Source organism: Bacillus sp. FSL M7-1020, from assembly GCF_038050415.1.
GTDB lineage: Bacteria > Bacillota > Bacilli > Bacillales > Bacillaceae_G > Bacillus_A > Bacillus_A toyonensis.
The window spans coordinates 4,070,798-4,091,103 of sequence record NZ_JBBOTW010000001.1; the positions used below are offsets into that span (position 1 = coordinate 4,070,798).

Annotated in this window: 19 protein-coding genes and 1 other annotated feature; of the genes, 2 read left to right on the forward strand and 17 right to left on the reverse strand. The window is 37.5% G+C overall.

Annotated features, from left to right (window positions below):
- From minC to hemA, 17 genes are all read right to left on the reverse strand, one after another.
- Positions 1-687 carry a septum site-determining protein MinC gene (gene minC / locus MHB70_RS20850; RefSeq protein WP_000391516.1) on the reverse strand — a complete coding sequence of 229 codons (687 nt, stop codon included), beginning with the start codon at positions 685-687 and terminating at the stop codon, positions 1-3.
- Positions 688-722: 35 nt separating this feature from the next.
- Positions 723-1,268, reverse strand: a complete 546-nt coding sequence (mreD, locus tag MHB70_RS20855) for a rod shape-determining protein MreD (protein WP_000975760.1) — start codon at positions 1,266-1,268, stop codon at positions 723-725.
- A 14-nt stretch (positions 1,269-1,282) separates the two neighbouring features.
- A complete protein-coding gene (gene mreC, locus MHB70_RS20860) occupies positions 1,283-2,137 on the reverse strand; it encodes a rod shape-determining protein MreC (RefSeq protein WP_001135475.1) in 855 nt (284 codons plus the stop codon).
- A 41-nt stretch (positions 2,138-2,178) separates the two neighbouring features.
- On the reverse strand, positions 2,179-3,198 hold the full coding sequence (mreB, locus tag MHB70_RS20865) for a cell shape-determining protein MreB (RefSeq protein ID WP_000466737.1): 1,020 nt from the start codon (positions 3,196-3,198) through the stop codon (positions 2,179-2,181).
- A 158-nt stretch (positions 3,199-3,356) separates the two neighbouring features.
- Positions 3,357-4,034 (reverse strand): DNA repair protein RadC, encoded by a 678-nt coding sequence (radC, locus tag MHB70_RS20870; RefSeq protein WP_001013401.1) that lies wholly within the window; start codon positions 4,032-4,034, stop codon positions 3,357-3,359.
- A gap of 47 nt (positions 4,035-4,081) precedes the next feature.
- A complete protein-coding gene (locus MHB70_RS20875) occupies positions 4,082-4,657 on the reverse strand; it encodes a Maf family protein (protein ID WP_001226288.1) in 576 nt (191 codons plus the stop codon).
- A gap of 220 nt (positions 4,658-4,877) precedes the next feature.
- Entirely contained in the window at positions 4,878-5,840 is a 963-nt protein-coding gene (locus MHB70_RS20880) for a hypothetical protein (RefSeq protein WP_061529662.1), read from the reverse strand.
- 164 nt (positions 5,841-6,004) lie between these two features.
- Entirely contained in the window at positions 6,005-7,306 is a 1,302-nt protein-coding gene (locus MHB70_RS20885; protein ID WP_061529663.1) for a bifunctional folylpolyglutamate synthase/dihydrofolate synthase, read from the reverse strand.
- Positions 7,307-7,398: 92 nt separating this feature from the next.
- On the reverse strand, positions 7,399-10,044 hold the full coding sequence (locus tag MHB70_RS20890) for a valine--tRNA ligase (protein ID WP_061529664.1): 2,646 nt from the start codon (positions 10,042-10,044) through the stop codon (positions 7,399-7,401).
- A gap of 38 nt (positions 10,045-10,082) precedes the next feature.
- Positions 10,083-10,314: a binding site (T-box leader), on the reverse strand.
- 176 nt (positions 10,315-10,490) lie between these two features.
- Positions 10,491-11,516: a spore coat protein YsxE gene (gene ysxE, locus MHB70_RS20895; protein ID WP_000350668.1), complete on the reverse strand. Its 1,026-nt coding sequence runs from the start codon at positions 11,514-11,516 to the stop codon at positions 10,491-10,493.
- Between the two features lie 66 nt (positions 11,517-11,582).
- Positions 11,583-12,587: a stage VI sporulation protein D gene (gene spoVID, locus MHB70_RS20900; protein WP_061529665.1), complete on the reverse strand. Its 1,005-nt coding sequence runs from the start codon at positions 12,585-12,587 to the stop codon at positions 11,583-11,585.
- A gap of 79 nt (positions 12,588-12,666) precedes the next feature.
- Positions 12,667-13,956, reverse strand: a complete 1,290-nt coding sequence (gene hemL, locus MHB70_RS20905; RefSeq protein WP_000712951.1) for a glutamate-1-semialdehyde 2,1-aminomutase — start codon at positions 13,954-13,956, stop codon at positions 12,667-12,669.
- Positions 13,956-14,945, reverse strand: coding sequence for a porphobilinogen synthase (hemB, locus tag MHB70_RS20910; protein ID WP_061529666.1), 990 nt, complete (start codon positions 14,943-14,945; stop codon positions 13,956-13,958). The genes hemL and hemB overlap by 1 nt, the downstream gene beginning before the upstream one ends.
- Positions 14,946-15,114: 169 nt before the next feature.
- Positions 15,115-15,867 (reverse strand): uroporphyrinogen-III synthase, encoded by a 753-nt coding sequence (gene hemD / locus MHB70_RS20915; protein WP_000992364.1) that lies wholly within the window; start codon positions 15,865-15,867, stop codon positions 15,115-15,117.
- Positions 15,868-15,869: 2 nt separating this feature from the next.
- A complete protein-coding gene (gene hemC, locus MHB70_RS20920) occupies positions 15,870-16,799 on the reverse strand; it encodes a hydroxymethylbilane synthase (RefSeq protein ID WP_001226392.1) in 930 nt (309 codons plus the stop codon).
- A gap of 15 nt (positions 16,800-16,814) precedes the next feature.
- Positions 16,815-17,648 (reverse strand): cytochrome c biogenesis protein, encoded by an 834-nt coding sequence (locus MHB70_RS20925; protein ID WP_000009003.1) that lies wholly within the window; start codon positions 17,646-17,648, stop codon positions 16,815-16,817.
- A gap of 17 nt (positions 17,649-17,665) precedes the next feature.
- Positions 17,666-19,000 (reverse strand): glutamyl-tRNA reductase, encoded by a 1,335-nt coding sequence (gene hemA / locus MHB70_RS20930; RefSeq protein WP_000547854.1) that lies wholly within the window; start codon positions 18,998-19,000, stop codon positions 17,666-17,668.
- 416 nt (positions 19,001-19,416) lie between these two features.
- Here hemA and MHB70_RS20935 point away from each other — a divergent pair, with 416 nt between their 5' ends.
- Both MHB70_RS20935 and MHB70_RS20940 read left to right on the forward strand, forming a co-directional pair.
- Entirely contained in the window at positions 19,417-19,869 is a 453-nt protein-coding gene (locus MHB70_RS20935; RefSeq protein WP_000568750.1) for a MarR family winged helix-turn-helix transcriptional regulator, read from the forward strand.
- A 2-nt stretch (positions 19,870-19,871) separates the two neighbouring features.
- Positions 19,872-20,288, forward strand: a complete 417-nt coding sequence (locus tag MHB70_RS20940; RefSeq protein WP_000359777.1) for an organic hydroperoxide resistance protein — start codon at positions 19,872-19,874, stop codon at positions 20,286-20,288.
- Positions 20,289-20,306 lie beyond the last annotated feature (18 nt).

The following is a 20,306-nucleotide window of genomic DNA, read 5'->3' on the forward strand; positions in this document are numbered from 1 at the left end:
CTATACAATTCCCCTTTCTAACTTTGTTAAATTAGGTCTAAGATGAGTGAGAAGTTGCAGGCGATCGACAACAATGTGATTGTCCTCATTAATATACGCACATTCTGCCGTCTCCGCTCCGTCTTCTTTCTCTTCCGGAGCCCGCATTGCCACATCACTAATTCGAAGTTGCATCGGGTTCATAACAGATGCAGCAATTACAGCCTCTGAATCCCCATAATACCCAGCATGTGCAATCCCTCTTAATGATCCTACGACAAAAATATTCCCCCCAGCGATAACCGTTCCGCCTGGATTAACATCTCCAATTAACAATAAATTTCCTTTTACATGTAAAACTTGTCCAGAGCGAACAATTTTGGAAATAGGGACAATCTCTGTTTCTTCTTTCCATGCTATTGCTTCCGATTTAGTTATAACATCACTTTCAATTGAATCCACAACAAGATTCTTTTTATTACGAATTAACGTACGAAGCTCTTCTTGGTGGACTTCTGTTAAATAACGATTTCCCACTTTCACATGCACTTCAATTAAAGAACGCCCATCGCCATCATAGTAATGTGTAGATAGTTTTTCGTCCAATTCTTTCAGTAATTCAGAGAATGAACAGCAGTCATCTAAATGAAGCGTTATCCCGTCTTTTGTCCCTTTTATCGTTACATTTTGTTGCTTTTTTTCTTCCACTAAAGTTCACCCCACCGATTCAATTCGACATAAAATTAGAAAATCCTTTTTTCTTTTTCTTCCATCGCTCTTGAAAGACGCACTAAATATCGTCTCAGTGGGAAACAAACTATCAATATGAAAATTCCATTCAGCAATAAAGTAGAAAGGAGACGATCCGTGAAAAAGACATACGCCGACATATGAGTACGTCCTAACAAAGTTAAAAATCCATACACATAATATTCTAATGCTACAATGCTAGCTAATACGATAGACACAACAATGAATAAATTCAATTGTAGTACCTTCATCACACTATAAACTAAATAAGCTAAAATCGGATAAGCAAATATATATATACCGACAAGTTCTGTGTATACGGTATCAAATAAGAAACCAAATAATAGCCCGTAATAAATCCCTTGGACCGGACCATAGTACACAGTAACAAAACATAACACAATGATAAAGAAATGCGGCGCTGCTATACTGTCTTTCCAAAAAACTTCTGTTGGAACAATAGTAGCAAACATATTTTCAAACAGAAAAACAAAAAGGAGCAAAAGAGGAAGAGCTGCTCTTTTTAAAATCTTCATCATCTCTTCTCCTCCTCCTATTCTAATGGCGCTGATTTCATATCACGTTTAGCTACTATAATATGCTCTACGTCATTTAAATCAGCGGCAGGTTTTACATAAGCTGTTTTTGTTAAACCGTATGCATCTGGTTGAACATCAACGATTTCCCCAATCTCAAGACCTTTCGGGAAAATCTCCCCACCAAGTCCAGACGTTACAACCATTTGACCTTTAGCTACTGGTGCATCAGAGCCAATCTTTGTGAAAAGTAACAATTTTTTTTCTTTGTCATAACCTTCGATTAAACCGAAGATATTTTCATTTCCATGTACAACAGCAGAAACACGATTTGTTCGACTCATAGAACTTAACAACTCTACTGATGCTGTAAATTGAGATACACTTTTCACGCGTCCAACTAAACCTTTTGAAGTCATAACAGCCATATCCTTTTTAATCCCTTGCTGTGCTCCTTTATCAATTCCAATTAAATCGTACCATTTATCTGGATTGCGAGAAACAACAGTAGCTGGAATTTCAGAAAAATCGCTCGGCAACTCTTTTTTTTCAGTTAGCTGTCTTAATTTATTGTTGTCTTCCTCTAATTGCTTCACTTTAACTGATAAACTCGCATAGTTATCTATTTTTGCTTTTAATTCTTTATTCTCTTCATACGTGCGCTTTACATCCTCTACATTTTCAAAGAATCCAGCTACATATTTCGCTGGCTTTTGGAATACACGTTCTACAACACCGACAGTGTCTTTAACAAACTGCTCTGGCCATGTTAAACTGTTCCGTTCTTTCAATGAGATTCCAATCAATGCCACGAGAAGAATAATACTAACTAACAAAACAATTAATCTTTTGTTTAAGAAAAACTGTGGCACGTTCACACCCTCTTAATTCCATTGATTTTTATTTTGCAATATTATCGAGCAGCCGTTTTGAAAAGATCGATATTATCTAATGCTTTTCCTGTTCCAATTGCTACGCAATCTAATGGATCTTCTGCAACAAGAACTGGCATATTTGTTTCTTCACTAATCACTTTATCTAAGTTACGTAGTAATGCACCACCGCCTGTTAATACAATACCGCGGTCCATAATATCTGCCGCTAATTCAGGTGGAGTTTTTTCCAACGTATTTTTAACTGATTCTACAATTGCATCTACTGTATCTTTTAATGCATCCGCAATTTCTTCTGGTTGAATTAGTACTGTTTTTGGTAAACCACTTACTAAATCACGACCACGAATTTCCATAGGCTCGATACCTTCTGGCTCGCCTGCAGAACCGATTTCTAATTTTAATGCCTCTGCTGTTCTTTCACCAATCATTAAGTTATAGCTTTTCTTAATGTACTGAATGATTGAATCATCCATATCATCACCAGCAACACGAACTGATTGACTTGTTACGATACCACCTAATGAGATGATTGCAACTTCTGTTGTACCACCACCGATATCAACAACCATACTACCAGTTGGTTCCCAAACAGGTAAGTTCGCACCAATTGCTGCTGCAAATGGTTCTTCGATTGGATATGCATCACGAGCACCCGCTTGACGAGTCGCATCAATTACTGCACGTCTTTCAACAGCTGTAATACCAGACGGTACACATACCATTACATACGGTTTACGTGAGAAGAAGCCGTTTGATTTTTGAGCTTGTTGAATGTAATATTTCATCATTGTTGCTGTTGTTTCGTAATCAGCAATTACACCGTCTTTCATCGGACGAAGTGCTACTACGTTTCCTGGTGTACGACCAATCATCTGTTTTGCATCGCTACCTACAGCAACGATTTGTTTCGTATCAGTTTGTAATGCTACTACTGAAGGTTCACGTAAAACTACACCTTTTCCTTTTACATATACAAGCGTGTTCGCAGTTCCTAAATCTATTCCAAGATCGCGAGTAAAGCCACCAAATCCAAACATATTTTTTATCTTCCTTTCTTGTTTTCACGGACTCATTTTTTTCTTATTTTATATTATAAAAACAGTACGTTTTTTATATCTATATCCTTTTTGCAGATAATTTTCTACAAAAAACTCATAAATCACATTATAAAACAAAATAAGTAAAAAGCATAGTCTTAAATATGACCTTTTTCCTTTAAACTCACGAATTTATGGTCACCTATTATAATATGATCAAGCACTTCAATTCCAATAATCTGGCCGCATTCTACTAAACGTTTTGTTACTTCAATATCTTCTCGGCTCGGCGTAGGATCTCCTGAGGGATGGTTATGAAGACATATGATAGAGGCTGCTGCACGGCGGAACGCTTCTTTAAAGACTTCTCTTGGGTGTACAATTGACGTGTTTAGACTTCCAATGAATATCGTTTGCCTATGTATAACTTGATTTTTTGTATTTAAATATAAACAAACAAAATGCTCTTGTTGTAAAAAGCGCAGTTCTTCCATCATGTATTTCGCACAATCTTCTGGGCTTCGAATGCTATATCGATTTTGATACTCTAAACGTACCATTCTTCTACCTAGTTCAAAAGCAGCCATAAGCTGAGATGCCTTTGCAATCCCAACACCATGAATACTAATTAATTCTTCTAACGTTGCATCTTTCAACATACGTAAACCATCAAAGTGATGTAAAATTTTATCTGACAACTTTAAAACTGTCTCTTCTTTAGAACCTGTTCTGAGTAACACTGCAAGAAGCTCCCGATTTGATAAACTCCCTGTTCCTTCTAATAATAAACGCTCCCGTGGCTGTTCTTCTCTGACAACATCACGAATACCGTTCATCTCTCCACCCCTTTTACCTGTTCTCTCAAAGAAAACCCCATGCAATTTTACGCATGGGTTACATCAATATCAAATTGTTTTAATTCCCGGACAAGACGTGCAATTGGTAAGCCGACTACACTGTAGTAATCTCCTTGAATATGTTGAACAAAAATAGACCCTTTTCCTTGAATACCATAACTTCCTGCTTTATCAAGAGGTTCTTTCGATGCAACATATACGTCAATTTCCTCTTCTGTTAATTCCCAAAACGTAACTTCTGTACGCTCATAAAAAGTGACCGTTTTTTCTTTCGATATAATTGCCACACCTGTATATACTTCGTGTGTTTTTCCTGATAATAATTGTAACATTTCTTTCGCCTCAACCTCATTAGAAGGCTTTCCAAGAATACGCGACTCATATGTAACGATTGTGTCTGCACCTAACACAATGTGATCACTATTATTTTCTGCTACCGCAGATGCTTTTTGCAAGGCAAGGGACATAACAATATCAGGAGGTGATGAATACGCACCAATCGTTTCTTCTACTTCACTTACAACGATTTCAAATGGTACGCTAGCTAACTCCAGCAATTCCTTCCTCCGAGGTGATCCTGAAGCTAAAATAATTTTTCTCATATTTTCTCCTTCCTTTCTCACATGAAGCAGAACAATTTACATCAATCGTATCAAAAGAATAGTTTATCCACAAATGAAAGAAATATTATTTTCTCTAAACAAAATAATATTTCTTTACTGCATACGATTATATTCCAGCCATAGAGAAAGTACTTTGCTCTAAATTTAAAAGAAAAGAAAGAAGTATAGACACTTCTTTCTTCATCATTTCATTATCTTATCATTTCACTTTTTGTGAAACAATTTTTTCATACGAAAGTATACCATCAATAACAACTTGATTTAATTTCGCCAAAGATTCTTTATCGCTCTTTCCGTCCTTCACTGTTTGCACAGCTATTGACGTATACATATACAGCTTTTTTACCTCCTCCTGCTTCATACTTTCCCCTACTTTTTCAATTGATTTCCATTCTTTCTCAATTACTTCTATATCTTTTGCATTACTTTTCCCACCAGCTTGTACGCTAGAAGCATATTTTGCTAAATGAGTATATAATGGCTGTACTTTTGTTAAGAACGCTCCTATTTCTTTATCATCTTTAAGCAACGCTTTATCCGTAATATCCCAGTTCTTTTTTAAAACGGAGACACCACCATTTTTATACTGCGTCATTAATTGATTTATAGCCTGTTCATCGCTAGCAATACCAACAATTAGTGCATACTTATCACCGCTCGGTTTCAAAGCAGCAACCCCTCCGTTACCTTTCCATTCTTCAAGAGCGGCCTGTCCCGTTTCTTTGGAAGAATAAAGCCCACCTTGAACAAAAAATAATTTCATTGGCTCTAATGACGTTCCTGTCTGTTTTTTTTGTTTTTCCTCTTTTGATACTGGTGTTTGTTCTGCCGTTCCATCCACCTTTGATTCTTCATTTCCAGTCTGCTTCGAAGCCGTTACCGTACTTTCCCCTGTTGTCCCTTGTCCTGTAAGTAACTGCAGCATTCCCATTCCAAACGCCGTACCAATTATAATTGCAGTTGCAACAATTACAATTAATGTATTACTCCACTTCTTTCTGTATTTTTCCATGGGCGCTGATTTCTTTTTTTGAAACGGAACAACGTTTTTCGGTCTTTCACTTTCCACTACCATCCATTCAAACTCATCTTTCTTCTTCTCTTCATACTTCGCTTCTGTTCCATTTACTTTCACTGAGATCGTTCGTGATTGCTTGTCCATACACTCACACCTCACCTCTTGTCGTTGTCCGCATCATATCATATTCATTTCACAAAAAAACGAGATATTTGTCAGAGGAATTCGCCAAATAACCCTATATAATTATCTTATATGTATGCATTTGACTTCATTTGTAGAACAAAAAACTAGATAGCAAAGGCTATCTAGTTTTTCTCGCGAATATATTTTCTAACTTCAGAAATGAAATATAGAGAACCCGTTATGATAAAGACATCATTTCCCCCTATCATTTCAACCTTTGTATCAATTGCCTCTTTCCAATCTTCAAAGACTATTTTTGATTTTTTTTGCGAATGCGCTGCAAGTTTGTCAGCGGAAATGGCACGATCAAAGGCGAATGTTGTAAAAATAATTTCATCGGCAATTGTTTCTAATTGACCTACCATGTTATGCAACTGTTTATCACCAAGCGCAGTAAATAAAACTATTATATTTTTATCTTTATAATGTGCCTCTACTGTTTTTACAAGACTCTCAACACCTTCTGGATTATGAGCACCATCTATTATAATATCAGGATTACTTTTCAGCTTTTCAAATCGGCCAATCCAATACGCTTCATGTAATCCAGCTCTTATTTCCTCTTCCTCAATTAAAAATGATACATATGTTTTTAAATACATAATTGCCATAAGTGCTAGTGAGGCATTTCCTACTTGGTGAACACCTTTCATTGACATTCGAACATCTTCAAAAGATGCGAAAGGACAAGCAAAATCAAAACGTTCCCCATCTTCGTTAGACTGTTTATGTAACGCTGTAAAATGTTTGCCCAGTTCATATAAGTTTGCATAATTTTCCTTTGCAACCTTTTGAATGACCTGCAATGCTTCATCATCTTGCACGCCTGTAATAACCGGAACACCCGACTTAATAATTCCTGCCTTCTCATACGCAATTTCTCCTAGTGTATCCCCTAAAATATGCATATGATCGTGGCCGATATTTGTAATAATTGTGAGAATAGGATGAATCACATTCGTAGAGTCAAAGCGCCCTCCAAGCCCTGTTTCAAATAAAACAACATCACAGAAATTGATTTTACCGAAATAACAAATTGCCATAACAGTAATAATCTCAAACTCAGTCGCTTCCCCTAAATCCGTCTCGTCTAGTTTTTCAACGACTGGCTTTACCATGTTTACAAGTTCCGCAATCTCTTCATCTGCAATTGGTGTTCCGTTCACACTAATACGCTCATTAAATGTTTCAATGTAAGGAGAGGTAAATGTTCCAACCTTATATTTTGCGCCTTCTAGCATGTAGCGCATATACGTTAAAGTTGAACCTTTTCCATTTGTACCAGCAAGATGAACACATTTTATATGACGCTCTGGATTTCCGAGTTCTTCTAGCATCCAGCTCATTCTTTCTAATCCTGGTTTAATACCAAACTTCAATCGACTATGAATCCACCCTATCGCTTCTTCGTATGTATGTATCACGTATGTTTTCCCCTTTCAAAAGACAACCTTCATCATTCTATTATACGCAAAGAAAAGAGACTCACCAATATAGTGAGTCTCTAAAATACACTTTATTTCTCAAGATCTGCTAGACGTTGGCGAACTGCTTCGCGTTTTTCTAGGTAATCTTGCTCTTTCGCACGCTCTCCGTCAATAACTGCCGCAGGAGCTTTCGCTACGAAGCCTTGGTTTGAAAGTTTCTTCTGTACACGTTCTACCTCTTTATCGAACTTCTCAAGTTCTTTTTCAAGACGTGCTCTCTCTTCGTCAAGGTTGATAAGATCAGCTAACGGTAAGAATAACTCTGCACCTGATACGATTGCAGTCATCGCTTTTTCTGGCGCTTGTAAATTCGTTTGAATTGTTAATTCACTTGGGTTACAGAAACGCTCAATGTAAGAGCTGTTTTTCGTAAGTTGAGCAAGGATAGCCTCATCTTTTGCTTTAATTTGCATTTGAACTTTTTTGCTCATTGGCGTATTTACTTCTGCACGGATGTTACGAACAGAGCGAATGATATCAACTAGAAGGTGCATTTCTGCTGCCGCTTCTTTATCTTGTAAATCTTCGCGAACTGTTGGCCAAGCCGCTACTGTAATAGACTCGCCTTCATGCGGTAAATGTTGCCAAATCTTCTCTGTTACGAACGGCATGAATGGGTGTAATAGACGCATCGTTTGGTCTAATACGTAAGCTAAAATAGAACGAGTTGTTTTCTTAGCTGCTTCATCTTCACCGTATAGTGGGAGTTTCGCCATCTCAATGTACCAGTCACAGAAATCATCCCAAATGAAGTTGTATAATGAACGACCAGCTTCACCGAACTCATATTTATCCATGTTACGTGTTACACTTTCGATCGTTTCGTTTAAGCGAGTTAAAATCCACTTATCTGCAACTGATTTTTCACCAGTTAAATCGATTTCTTCATACTTCATATCATCCATGTTCATTAATACGAAACGTGATGCGTTCCAAATTTTATTAATGAAGTTCCAAGTAGATTCTACTTTTTCCATGCTGAAACGTAAATCTTGGCCTGGTGCACTTCCTGTTGATAAGAAGTAACGCATTGCATCTGCACCGTATTTCTCGATAACATCCATCGGGTCGATACCGTTACCAAGAGATTTACTCATTTTACGTCCCTGTTCATCACGAACTAAACCGTGAATTAATACATCTTTAAATGGACGCTCTCCTGTAAACTCTAAACCTTGGAAAATCATACGAGATACCCAGAAGAAGATGATGTCATAACCAGTTACTAAAGCATCTGTTGAATAGAACTTTTTAAAGTCTACTGCCTCTTCATTTGGCCAACCAAGTGTTGAGAACGGCCATAACGCTGAGCTAAACCATGTATCAAGTACGTCGTTATCTTGATTCCAGTTTTCAATATCCGCTGGCGCTTCAGTACCTACGTATACTTCACCAGTTTCTTTATGATACCAAGCTGGAATGCGGTGTCCCCACCATAATTGACGAGAAATACACCAGTCATGAATGTTTTCCATCCAGCGTAAGTATGTGTTTTCAAAACGCTCTGGTACGAACGTTACTTTTTCTTCTTCTTTTTGTTGAAGTGCTACTGCTTTTTCTGCAAGTGGAGCCATTTTTACGAACCATTGTGTTGATAAATAAGGCTCAACAACTGCACCGCTACGCTCACTATGACCTACTGAATGCATATGAGGCTCAATTTCTACTAATACGTCCGCTTCTTGTAAGTCTTTCACTAACGCTTTACGGCATTCGAAACGGTCCATACCGTTATACTTACCAGCTTTTTCGTTCATCGTTCCATCTTCGTTCATTACTAAGATGCGTGGTAAGTCATGACGGTTACCTACTTCAAAGTCATTCGGGTCATGAGCTGGTGTAATTTTTACAACGCCTGTTCCAAAGTCTTTTTCTACGTACTCATCGGCAATAATCGGAATCTCACGGCCTACGATTGGAAGGGTAACTGTTTTTCCGATTAAATGTTTGTAACGATCGTCTTCTGGATGAACTGCTACAGCTGTATCACCAAGCATCGTTTCTGGACGAGTAGTTGCAAGACGAATGTGACCAGAACCATCTGTTAATGGATAGTTCATATGGTAGAATGCACCTTGAACCTCTTTATGAATTACTTCGATATCAGAAAGAGCTGTACGTGTTGCTGGGTCCCAGTTGATAATATATTCACCGCGGTAAATTAAGCCTTTTTCGTATAATTGAACGAATACTTTATTAACTGCATCAGATAAACCTTCGTCTAATGTGAAACGTTCACGAGAATAGTCTAGTCCTAAACCAACTTTCCCCCATTGTTGACGAATGTGAGAAGCGTACTCTTCTTTCCACTCCCAAGCTTTTTCAAGGAATTTCTCACGGCCAAGATCGTAACGTGAAATACCTTCTTCACGAAGTTTTCCTTCTACTTTCGCTTGTGTTGCGATACCCGCATGGTCCATTCCTGGAACCCATAATACATCGTATCCTTGCATACGCTTCGTACGAGTTAAAATATCTTGAAGAGTTGTATCCCAAGCATGACCTAAGTGTAACTTACCAGTTACGTTCGGAGGTGGAATTACAATTGTATACGGTTGTTTCTTCTCGTCTCCTGTTGCTTCGAAATATTTGCCTTCAAGCCACCATTGATAAAGGCCTTCTTCAACGGACATATGATCATATTTAGTTGGTAAATTCTTTTCCGTGTTTGACATTATTTTCCCTCCTTAAAATAAAAAATGCCCCTCATCCAAAAAAGGACGAGGGACATCGCGGTACCACCTTTATTTACAAACAAATTCAGAATTTGCTTATACTCTTAATTTGATAACGGACAAATCCGTCTTTTCCTAATGAGAACTATTCCGTTCAGAAAAGATGCTCCAGGGCTACCTTCTAACATAACTATCTAGAGAATCTCCCAGCTAATGATTCTCCTCTCTGAAGACGTTTCATGTTATACTCTTCCCCTTCAAGGCATTTATATGATTGTTAATTATTATATACAATAGTGTAAAAAACGAAACCTTATTCGTCAAGATAAATTTAAGACTATCACTTTCCGGGCGAATATAAAAAAGATAAGTAGCATCCTCCACTTATCTTTTTTACCCCTCTATTTACGGGCGGTAATACCCCCGCCACTGATTAAAGTTTCACTTTATCCGTTCCCTTGCTGGGCAGCTTGTAATTGTGACAGGAAATATTCTACATTGCTAACGAGCCAATGTGATTGTTGCAAGCTCTTTACTCCGCGAATCTCATTTTCCTTATTGCGACTCTGCCTTCTTTTTTTATAAGACTCAATTTGCCGAATAAATTGCGATGGATAGGTCATGTAAGCATACATAAGCAGTTGCTCTTCTTTCGTAAACGGGAAGTTTTTTTGGTACATTTGATACCATTCAAAACGATCACTTCGCGCAATTGGATATGTGTTTAAAGACCGCGAATAAAACCCTACAATATCTTGCACAGGCGTTGCAAACTTCGATTTTTCTAAACTAATAAAATAGCCATTCCGTTCATAGTCAAATAAAAAATGATTAAGTGACACGTTACCATGCACAAAAGTAATGCGTGTTTTATCTTTTTCTTTCATCGCATCGTTCCACTCATTTAATTGCTTCGTTGCAAATTCACGCGCCCTCATTACATGATGATAGTACGTACAATATTGTAATTCAAACGGAGACATATACCACTTCGCTTCAGATTCTACAAGAAATTCTTCTAACATCTCACCATCATTTTCCCAACGATCGGATATACTTGTGTAATGTTTTTCTAAATCTTCTTCTGTATATGTTTCTTCTTTCACCGTTTTTTGGTGCAACGTTCCAAGTGTTTGAAACATTTTATGGTATTGATCATTATCCTCGCCGTTTCCTTCCGCACGTTCTAACCAAGGCATTAAATAATAATTATAAGTCCCGTCACTTAAAATATAATTCCCATCCGTCGCATGGTATATAGGTACATAATTTGAAAAACCTTTCTCCTTCAAATATTGAATATGATGTAGAAAGTTATTCCGCTCTAACTTTCTATCTTCTATTTTCTTTAGCGCATATGGACCTTGATTCGTGTAAATTTTCGTTACACTTCCGTGCTCTTCCATATGCTGCGTATCCAATCTATATTGCCTTACAATGGGTTCATAGCGATTTCGTAATTCAATATCCATACGAATAACCCTTTCTATTCAAAACATAGCCTCTAGGACAATAGGGGAGTGAAAGCACTCACCCCCTTATTTCGCCTTTGCTTTTGAAACGGGAATATAAATAATTTGTCCCGCAGTTAAATATATATCTTCTGTTTGATTAACACGGTATAAGTTTTGTACAGACGTGTCATAACGTTCTGCAACAGATTCAATTGTATCCCCTTCTTGCACGAAATACATTCTTAACTTCGTAAATTCTTCTTCCGGTTCTTTCGTAAATAATTGTGTTAAATAAAGCGCATTTTCATCTCGCTGTGAGTATGCTTCTTCTTGCTCTTCCTGCTTTTTCGCCTTTTCTTTTTGATAATCTTTTCGTCCAAACAATTCAAATTGCAGCGTCGTTTCTTGCTCCTCTTCACGCTCCGCAAATTCATGTTCTGCCAATTCCTCTTCCGCTTCTTCTTGCCCTTTTCTTTCTTCTAGCTGGAACGGTTCAAATGCGTAATCTTCCCATTCATCCGATTCTTTATAGGTTGGTTCCGCTACATGCGGCGCGGGTCTATTTTCATCCTCTTCAGCTGAATCATCTTCTAACTCAGCATACGCCGTTTCTTCCTCTTCATCCTCGATTCTTTCCTCATCACATAAACCTGTAATAGATATATCCGCTAATAATTGTAAGCAACCATTTTCCTTCAATTCATAATCAAATTCTTCGATTGATACATATAATTCTTCAATTACTTTCACTCGATTTCTTGGAATTGATATTTCAAGTGGAAAGGAATGAACAAGTTCATTCACCCCATCTTCCCTTGTTTCTACATAATCAATTGACTTTGCTGGCGATAGTTCTCTTAATGAATAGGCCGAATCATCTTGCCTTGCAACATACTCCCCCGTTAAATCTAACTGCCCTCTCACGATAACTTCATGATCAAGCTCTTCTATCTCAACGTCTGGATCTAACGAAATTGACAAAAGTTCTTCGACTTCCTGTCCTTTTTGGAACCAAACAGATTCTTTTAATGAAAATCGTAACGAATGATCTGTTGTCACTTCTTTTCCCCCTCCCAAACTATATGTCATTACAGATTTATGTATGTAAAGCCCACTTTATGAATAAAAAAAATCGCTCCCCTTATGGAGAGCGATTTTCTCTAATATATTATGCTTGTAACTTTGACATTGCAATTTCAGCCGCTGCAATCGTCGCTTCAATATCTGCATCACTATGTGCTGTCGATAAGAACAAACCTTCAAATTGAGATGGTGGCAAGAATACACCTTGTTCTACCATTTCACGATAGTAAGCCGCGAAGAATTCTAAGTTTGAAGATTTCGCTGTATCGTAATTAATAACCGGCTCATCTGTAAAGAAAATACCAATCATAGAGCCTGCACGGTTAATATGATGAGGAATACCATGTTTTTCAGCCGCTTTACGTAGTCCCGCTTCTAACATTTCTGCTTTACGCTCAAACTCTACATATGATTCTGGCGTTAATTGTACTAACGTTTCATAACCTGCTGCCATTGCAAGTGGGTTACCTGATAAAGTACCAGCTTGATAAATCGGTCCGCTCGGCGCAACTTGACGCATAATTTCTGCTTTACCACCGTACGCCCCTACTGGTAAGCCACCACCGATTACTTTACCTAAACAAGTTAAATCAGGTGTTACACCGTAGTAACCTTGTCCGCAGTTATAAGCAACACGGAATCCTGTCATTACTTCATCAAAAATAAGCAGTGCACCGTTTTGTTCTGTTACTTCACGAAGCCCTTCTAAAAATCCTGGTTGCGGAGGAACAACCCCCATATTCCCTGCTACTGGTTCTACAATTACACAAGCAATATCATCACCGAATCGTTCAAAAGCGTACTTCACACTTTCTAAATCATTATAAGCTACTGTAATCGTATTTTTCGCTACACCTTCTGGTACGCCAGGGCTATCTGGTAAACCTAGAGTCGCCACACCAGAACCAGCTTTAATTAATAATGAATCACCATGACCGTGGTAACAACCAATAAATTTTAAAATTTTGTTACGGCCTGTATAACCACGAGCTAAACGTAGTGCACTCATTGTCGCTTCTGTTCCAGAGTTAACCATGCGGACAATTTCAATCGATGGTACACGCTCAATAACAAGTTTCGCTAATTTATTTTCGATTTCTGTCGGCGCACCGAAGCTTGTACCTCTTTCAGCAACAGATTTTAACGCTTCAACAACACGATCATTTGCATGACCATGAATTAAAGGACCCCATGATAATACGTAATCGATGTATTCATTTCCATCAATATCATATACTTTAGAGCCTTTTCCACGCTCCATAAACAATGGATTCATACCAACAGATTTAAAGGCACGAACAGGGCTATTTACGCCACCAGGCATTAAGTCTTGCGCCTCTTCAAACGCCGCAATCGATTTATCAAACTTTTTCATTATTTAGCGCCTCCTTCTTGTAACCACTTTGCTGCATCTTTCGCATGATACGTAATAATTAAGTCTGCTCCTGCACGTTTCATGCTAATTAATTTTTCAAGCACAACTTCTTTTTCATTAATCCAACCATTTTGCGCTGCCGCTTTAATCATTGAATATTCACCACTTACGTTGTAAGCAACGATTGGTAAATTAAAGTTATTTTTCACATCACGAATGATATCTAAGTAAGAAAGAGCTGGCTTTACAATTAAGAAATCAGCACCTTCCATTACATCTGATTCTGCTTCACGGAATGCCTCCATACGGTTCGCTGGGTCCATTTGATATGTTTTACGGTCACCAAATTGCGGCGCGCCGTGTGCAGCATCACGGAACGGTCCATAAAATGCTGATGAATATTTCACAGCGTACGACATAACTGGTACGTGTCCAAAACCATTCTCATCTAACGCATGGCGAATTGCTGTTACGAATCCGTCCATCATGTTTGATGGCGCAATAATGTCCGCTCCTGCTTTCGCTTGGCTTACAGCTGTTTTCGCAAGTACTGCAAGAGACTCGTCATTTAAAATAATACCATCTTCAATTACACCGCAATGACCATGGCTTGTGAATTGACATAAACATGTATCTGCAACTACTACTAACTCAGGGAACTCACCTTTAATTTGCTTAATGGCACGCTGTACAATTCCATGATCACAATATGCTGATGATCCAACTTCATCCTTTTCAGCAGGTAAACCAAATACAATAACAGAACGAATACCTAAATCAACAACCTCTTGCATTTCAGCTTGCAATAAATCTAAAGAGATTTGATATATGCCCGGCATAGAAGGAACTTCATTACGAACATTCTCTCCTTCTAATACAAAAATAGGGTAAATAAAATCTTCCGTATGTAAAAACGTTTCACGCACAAGCGCACGCATGCCCCCGCTTTGTCTTAAGCGACGATGACGATTAAATTGTAAAGAGTTCATAAATTTCTATCCCCATTCTTTTATTTTGTCCCGCGTTAACGGGCAGTAAGACTCCCATCTCAAAATTCGGCTAGAGCAAAGAAGTTAGATGGGAAATCAACTGCCCATAAACGCCCAATTGGTGAGGGCTAATAATTAGTGGGGAATGAACCTCCCACTAATTAAAGTTTCACTTTATAGATTCACAAATGCATTGTAGTAATGCTTCTACAGTGTACTCTTTCGGCACAATAACATGCGGAAAATAAAGGTTCGCTTCTTTTTCCGTAATAGGCCCTATACAAGCAATTGTACATTTTTTTGTCCATTCTCTCCAGTTTGTGCCCTCCAGTAAACGAACAAAACTATCAACAGTTGAAGGACTCGTAAATGTAATAACATTTACTTTCCTTACTTTCAATGCTGTTATAAGTTCTTGTTTTTTCTCTACATTTACTTTCGTACCGTATACGATTAGCTCATCTAGAGAAACACCAATTCCCCGAAGTTTAACTGGAATTACATCTCTCGCTAAATTCCCTTTCGGAAATAAAATACGCTCGTTTCCACTTAATTCTTTTAGAAACTCTTCGGCAAACACTTCTGCAACAAATGAGGTTGGAACAAAATGAACTTGATAGCCCCTTTTTTCTAACTCTAATTTTGTTTTCACGCCTACCGCAGCGATTTTAATAGTTAATGGTAGTTTCTTTTCTAAACCATCTAGAAAAAAAGTTACACCATTTTTACTCGTAAAAATAACCCAGTCATACGAATGTAGCTGCCTTGCTGTATGGTGAATTCGCCTATGAGATGTGCCTTCCATACGCAAAAGCGGAATTTCCAATGGAATTCCGCTCCGTTCTTTCACTGCTACACTCATTTGTTTCGCTTGATGCTGGGCACGTGTAATCAATACTGTTTTGCCAGCAAGAGCATTCATATTTATTGTTGTCCCTTATTTGCAGCAAGAATGAGTTCTTTTGCGCCTTGTTTAATTAAACGGTCCGCAGCCTCTAGCCCTACTTCCTTTGGTTCAACGCCTACCACTGTCTCTTTTAATAAAACAGAGCCGTCCATAGAACCGACAAGAGCTGTTAATTCGATTGCATCATCCTTTGTAAGAGTTGCATATCCAGCGATCGGAACTTGACATCCACCTTCAAGTTTATGAAGAAATACTCGCTCCGCTGCCACTGTTCTCTCTGTTACAGCATCATTCATATGCGATAACAACTGTAATAAATCGTTATCGTCCTTACGACATTCAATCGCTAATGCACCTTGTCCTACAGCTGGTACACATAACGTTTCATCTAAATGTTCTGTAATCACTTCATCATCCCAGCCCATTCTTTGTAATCCAGCTGTCGCTAAAATAATTGCATCATAATCTTCTTCTTTTAATTTACGTAAACGTGTATCGATATTTCCGCGAATCCATTTCACTTGTAAATCTGGTCTCGCAGCTAATAACTGTGCACTACGTCTTAAACTACTCGTTCCTAAAATCGCACCTTCTGCTAAATCTTTAAATGATTCTCCGCTTTTAGAAATAAAAGCATCACGAGGGTCAACACGCTTTGGTGTACAGCCAATCATTAATCCTTCTGGAAGTACGGCTGGCATATCTTTCATACTATGTACAGCCATATCGATTTCTTTCATAAGTAACGCATGTTCAATTTCTTTAACGAACAAACCTTTTCCGCCTACTTTTGAAAGAGTAACATCTAAAATCACATCACCTTTAGTGACAATTTCTTTCACTTCAAATTCATATGGTAAACCAAGTGCTTTTAACTGATCAATAAACCAGTTTGTTTGCGTCAATGCTAGCTTACTCTTTCGTGAACCTACAATAATTTTGCGCATAATTCTCTCTCCTCATTATAAATACCAAAAGTGGAAATTAGATAAACTACTTAATAGAAAAATGTTAACTAGCATTACGAGAAAGGCCCCTACATTCCACAGTACAATTTTCTTCCCTTGCAACACATCTGCCGCTCGTAAATACAAGCCCGTACAATATACAAATAGAACGACAAACGAACCGATTACTTTCGTATCATACCAATGAAAATTGTCCAATTTTGTATATCCCCATATGCATCCTAATAAAATTGCTAGTAAGAAAAATGGAACAGAAAATAAATTTAACCCGTAAGACGTAGATTCAAGCTTCGGCAAATTCCCTAACCTTCTTAATCTCGCATTCCACTTTTTCTTTTTTAATAGGCGATATTGCAGTAAATACATAATAGAAAAAATAAACGATACCGTAAACGTTGCATAAGAAATAATCGCCATTCCAACATGCACGTATACAAGTTCTGAAACTAATTGCTCTGCAAGTACTGGCGACATCTTTCCGAGCGGTGTAAAAATAGAAAAGGCGCTTACGCCAAATGCTACAACATTTGTAAAGAAGACTAAAAAGTCAACGCGCATAAATCGATTTATGACTAACGACATCGTAATCAATAACCAAACATAAAAATAAATCCCTGATAATAAAGTTAAAATGGGATTCGTTTCTGAATCTGTCGCCCTAAGCAACATAAAAATAGACTGCAATACCCATACAATCGAAAGTAACCAAAAAGCAAATCGGTTCGCCTTTCGGTTACTTTGGAAATAATCTATAAAATATAAACTAATGCTACAAGCATATAAAATAATTGCAATATGATAAATAATACTGTTATTTAAAAAACTCATCCGATCATCCTTCCAAATTATAAAGATGGAACGGATGGTGTCCACACTCTTTTATGTTCTACTTCTTCCGCACGACTCTCTACTTCTTCCGTTTCTAAATCAAAAATCTTTGCAAATAACGCTAATTTTTCGCCCGCCCCCTCTTCAGCAGCTATTTCTTTTGCTACTAAAATTGGGTCTTTTAATAATTGGTTAATAATACTTTTCGTATGCTTACTAATTACTTTTTTCTCACGATCACTAAGATTTGGTATTTTTCGTTCAAGACTTTCCATCGTTTCGCTTTGAATTACAAGTGCCTTATCACGAAGAGCTGCTATTAACGGAACAACACCAAGTGTACTTAACCACGTTTTAAATAGAACAATTTCCTCTTCAATCATAAATTGAATTTTCTCTGCTTCTTTCAAACGCTCAGCACGATTTGCTTCCACTACTCCTTGCAGATCATCAATGTCATATAAGAAAGAGCCTTCTAACTCATCAATTGCTGGATCAATATCACGTGGCACTGCAATATCAACCATAAATAAAGGACGACCAGAGCGCATTTTCTCTACCTTTGTCATCATCTCTTTCGTAATGACATACTCTGATGCACCAGTGGAACTAATTAAAATGTCCGCTTCTAATAATGCACATTGTAATTCACTTAAAGATTTTGCATGTCCCATATATTTCTCAGCCATTACTTCCGCTTTTGAAAGCGTTCTATTCATAACGGTTACTTTACGAGCACCGCTTCCGTATAAATTTTGTAATGCAAGTTCTCCCATTTTACCAGCACCAAGAATAAGTACATGACAATCTGTTAACTCACCAAATATTTTCTTTCCAAGTTCAACAGCAGCATAACTAACAGACATTGCACTCTCACCAATTGTTGTTTCTGAATGAGCACGTTTTGCTAACGTAATGACTTGCTTAAACAATTCATTAAAAATTGTACCTGTCGCTTTTACTTGTTGCGCTTCTAAAAAGCTATCTTTTATTTGACCTAAAATCTGCGTTTCTCCAACTACCATAGAATCTAAACCGCACGTTACGCGGAATAAATGATCTATTGCACCATCTTGTTCAAAAATAGTTAAATATGGTGCGACTTCTTCTATTTCAAGCTGAAACCAATCAGCTAAAAACTTCTTAATATAATACCGTCCCGTGTGTAATTGATCGACAACAGCATAAATCTCAGTGCGATTACAAGTTGATACAATGACATTTTCTAACACGCTCTTTTGACTTTGTAATGTAGTCATTGCTTGTTCTAGCTCTGCTGCCTGAAATGTGAGTTTCTCACGAAATTCTACAGGGGCTGTTCGATAATTTACACTAACAACAAGAATATGCACGCAGCATGTCCCCCTTCACCCGTTTTATCACTTTATCTACTATCATAATACAACTTTCCTCTTATGAATCTGACAATCGTGTGAACAACCGATTATTTTTTATATATTCTCCGTATGTAATAAAGGAGATTCAGTAAAACTAATAAAAAGCTCCCTACTTTATAATGATTATAAATTAATAACTCTATTTGTACGTTACCAAAAAAAGTCCTCATAATCAAGTGATGGAAACTATTCCATATAAATTATAACATCATCTTTCCTATCTTCTTTCATCATGAAGGAAAATATGTATGATTGTTCCAAAATATAGCACACACTTTCTCAATACAATGTATTTGACATTGTATTTATTTTTCGTTATATTGGTTTTACAAAATTAAATTGTGCACAATTTAAAAAGAAAGGAGTTATTCATGATAGAAGATTCTTTGCATCTAGATAACCAACTTTGTTTTTCTATTTACGCCTGTTCTAGAGAGGTTACACGTTTTTATCGACCGTATTTAGACGAAATGGGTATTACGTACCCTCAGTACATTACTTTACTTGTACTATGGGAACAAGACGGACTAACAGTAAAAGAAATTGGAGAACGTCTATTTCTAGATTCCGGCACGTTAACACCTATGCTAAAACGGATGGAATCATTAAACCTTGTAAAACGTGTTCGTTCAAAAGAAGATGAGCGAAAAGTTTGTATTGAATTAACAGAACAAGGTAAAGATTTAAAAGAAAAGGCTTGTTCATTACCGAAAACGATGGCTACAAATTTAGGAATTACAGAGCAAGAGTATCGTTCTTTATTAACCCAATTAAATAAACTAATTGAAACAATGAAAACAATAAATGATAGAAAAGGGGAATAAACATGGATAAATTATATACTGCTTCAGTAACAGCAACAGGTGGAAGAAACGGGAAAGTAGTTTCAGATGATGGCATATTAAATCTTGATGTAAAAATGCCGAAAGCATTAGGTGGTGCTGGCGGGGAAGCAACAAACCCTGAGCAACTATTTGCCGCTGGTTATGCCGCTTGTTTTGATAGTGCATTGCAACTTGTCATTCGTACAAAACGAGTGAAAGTGGAAAGTACAGAAGTAACTGCTCACGTTTCTATCGGAAAAGATACAGATGGTGGTTTCGGACTATCTGCTGTACTTGACGTACATGTCGCTGGCGTTTCTCATGCCGAAGCACAAGAACTTGTAGAAGCCGCTCACGGTGTATGTCCGTACTCTAAAGCAACACGAGGGAATATTGAAGTAACATTAAACGTACGCTAAAAATTTATACAAACAAAA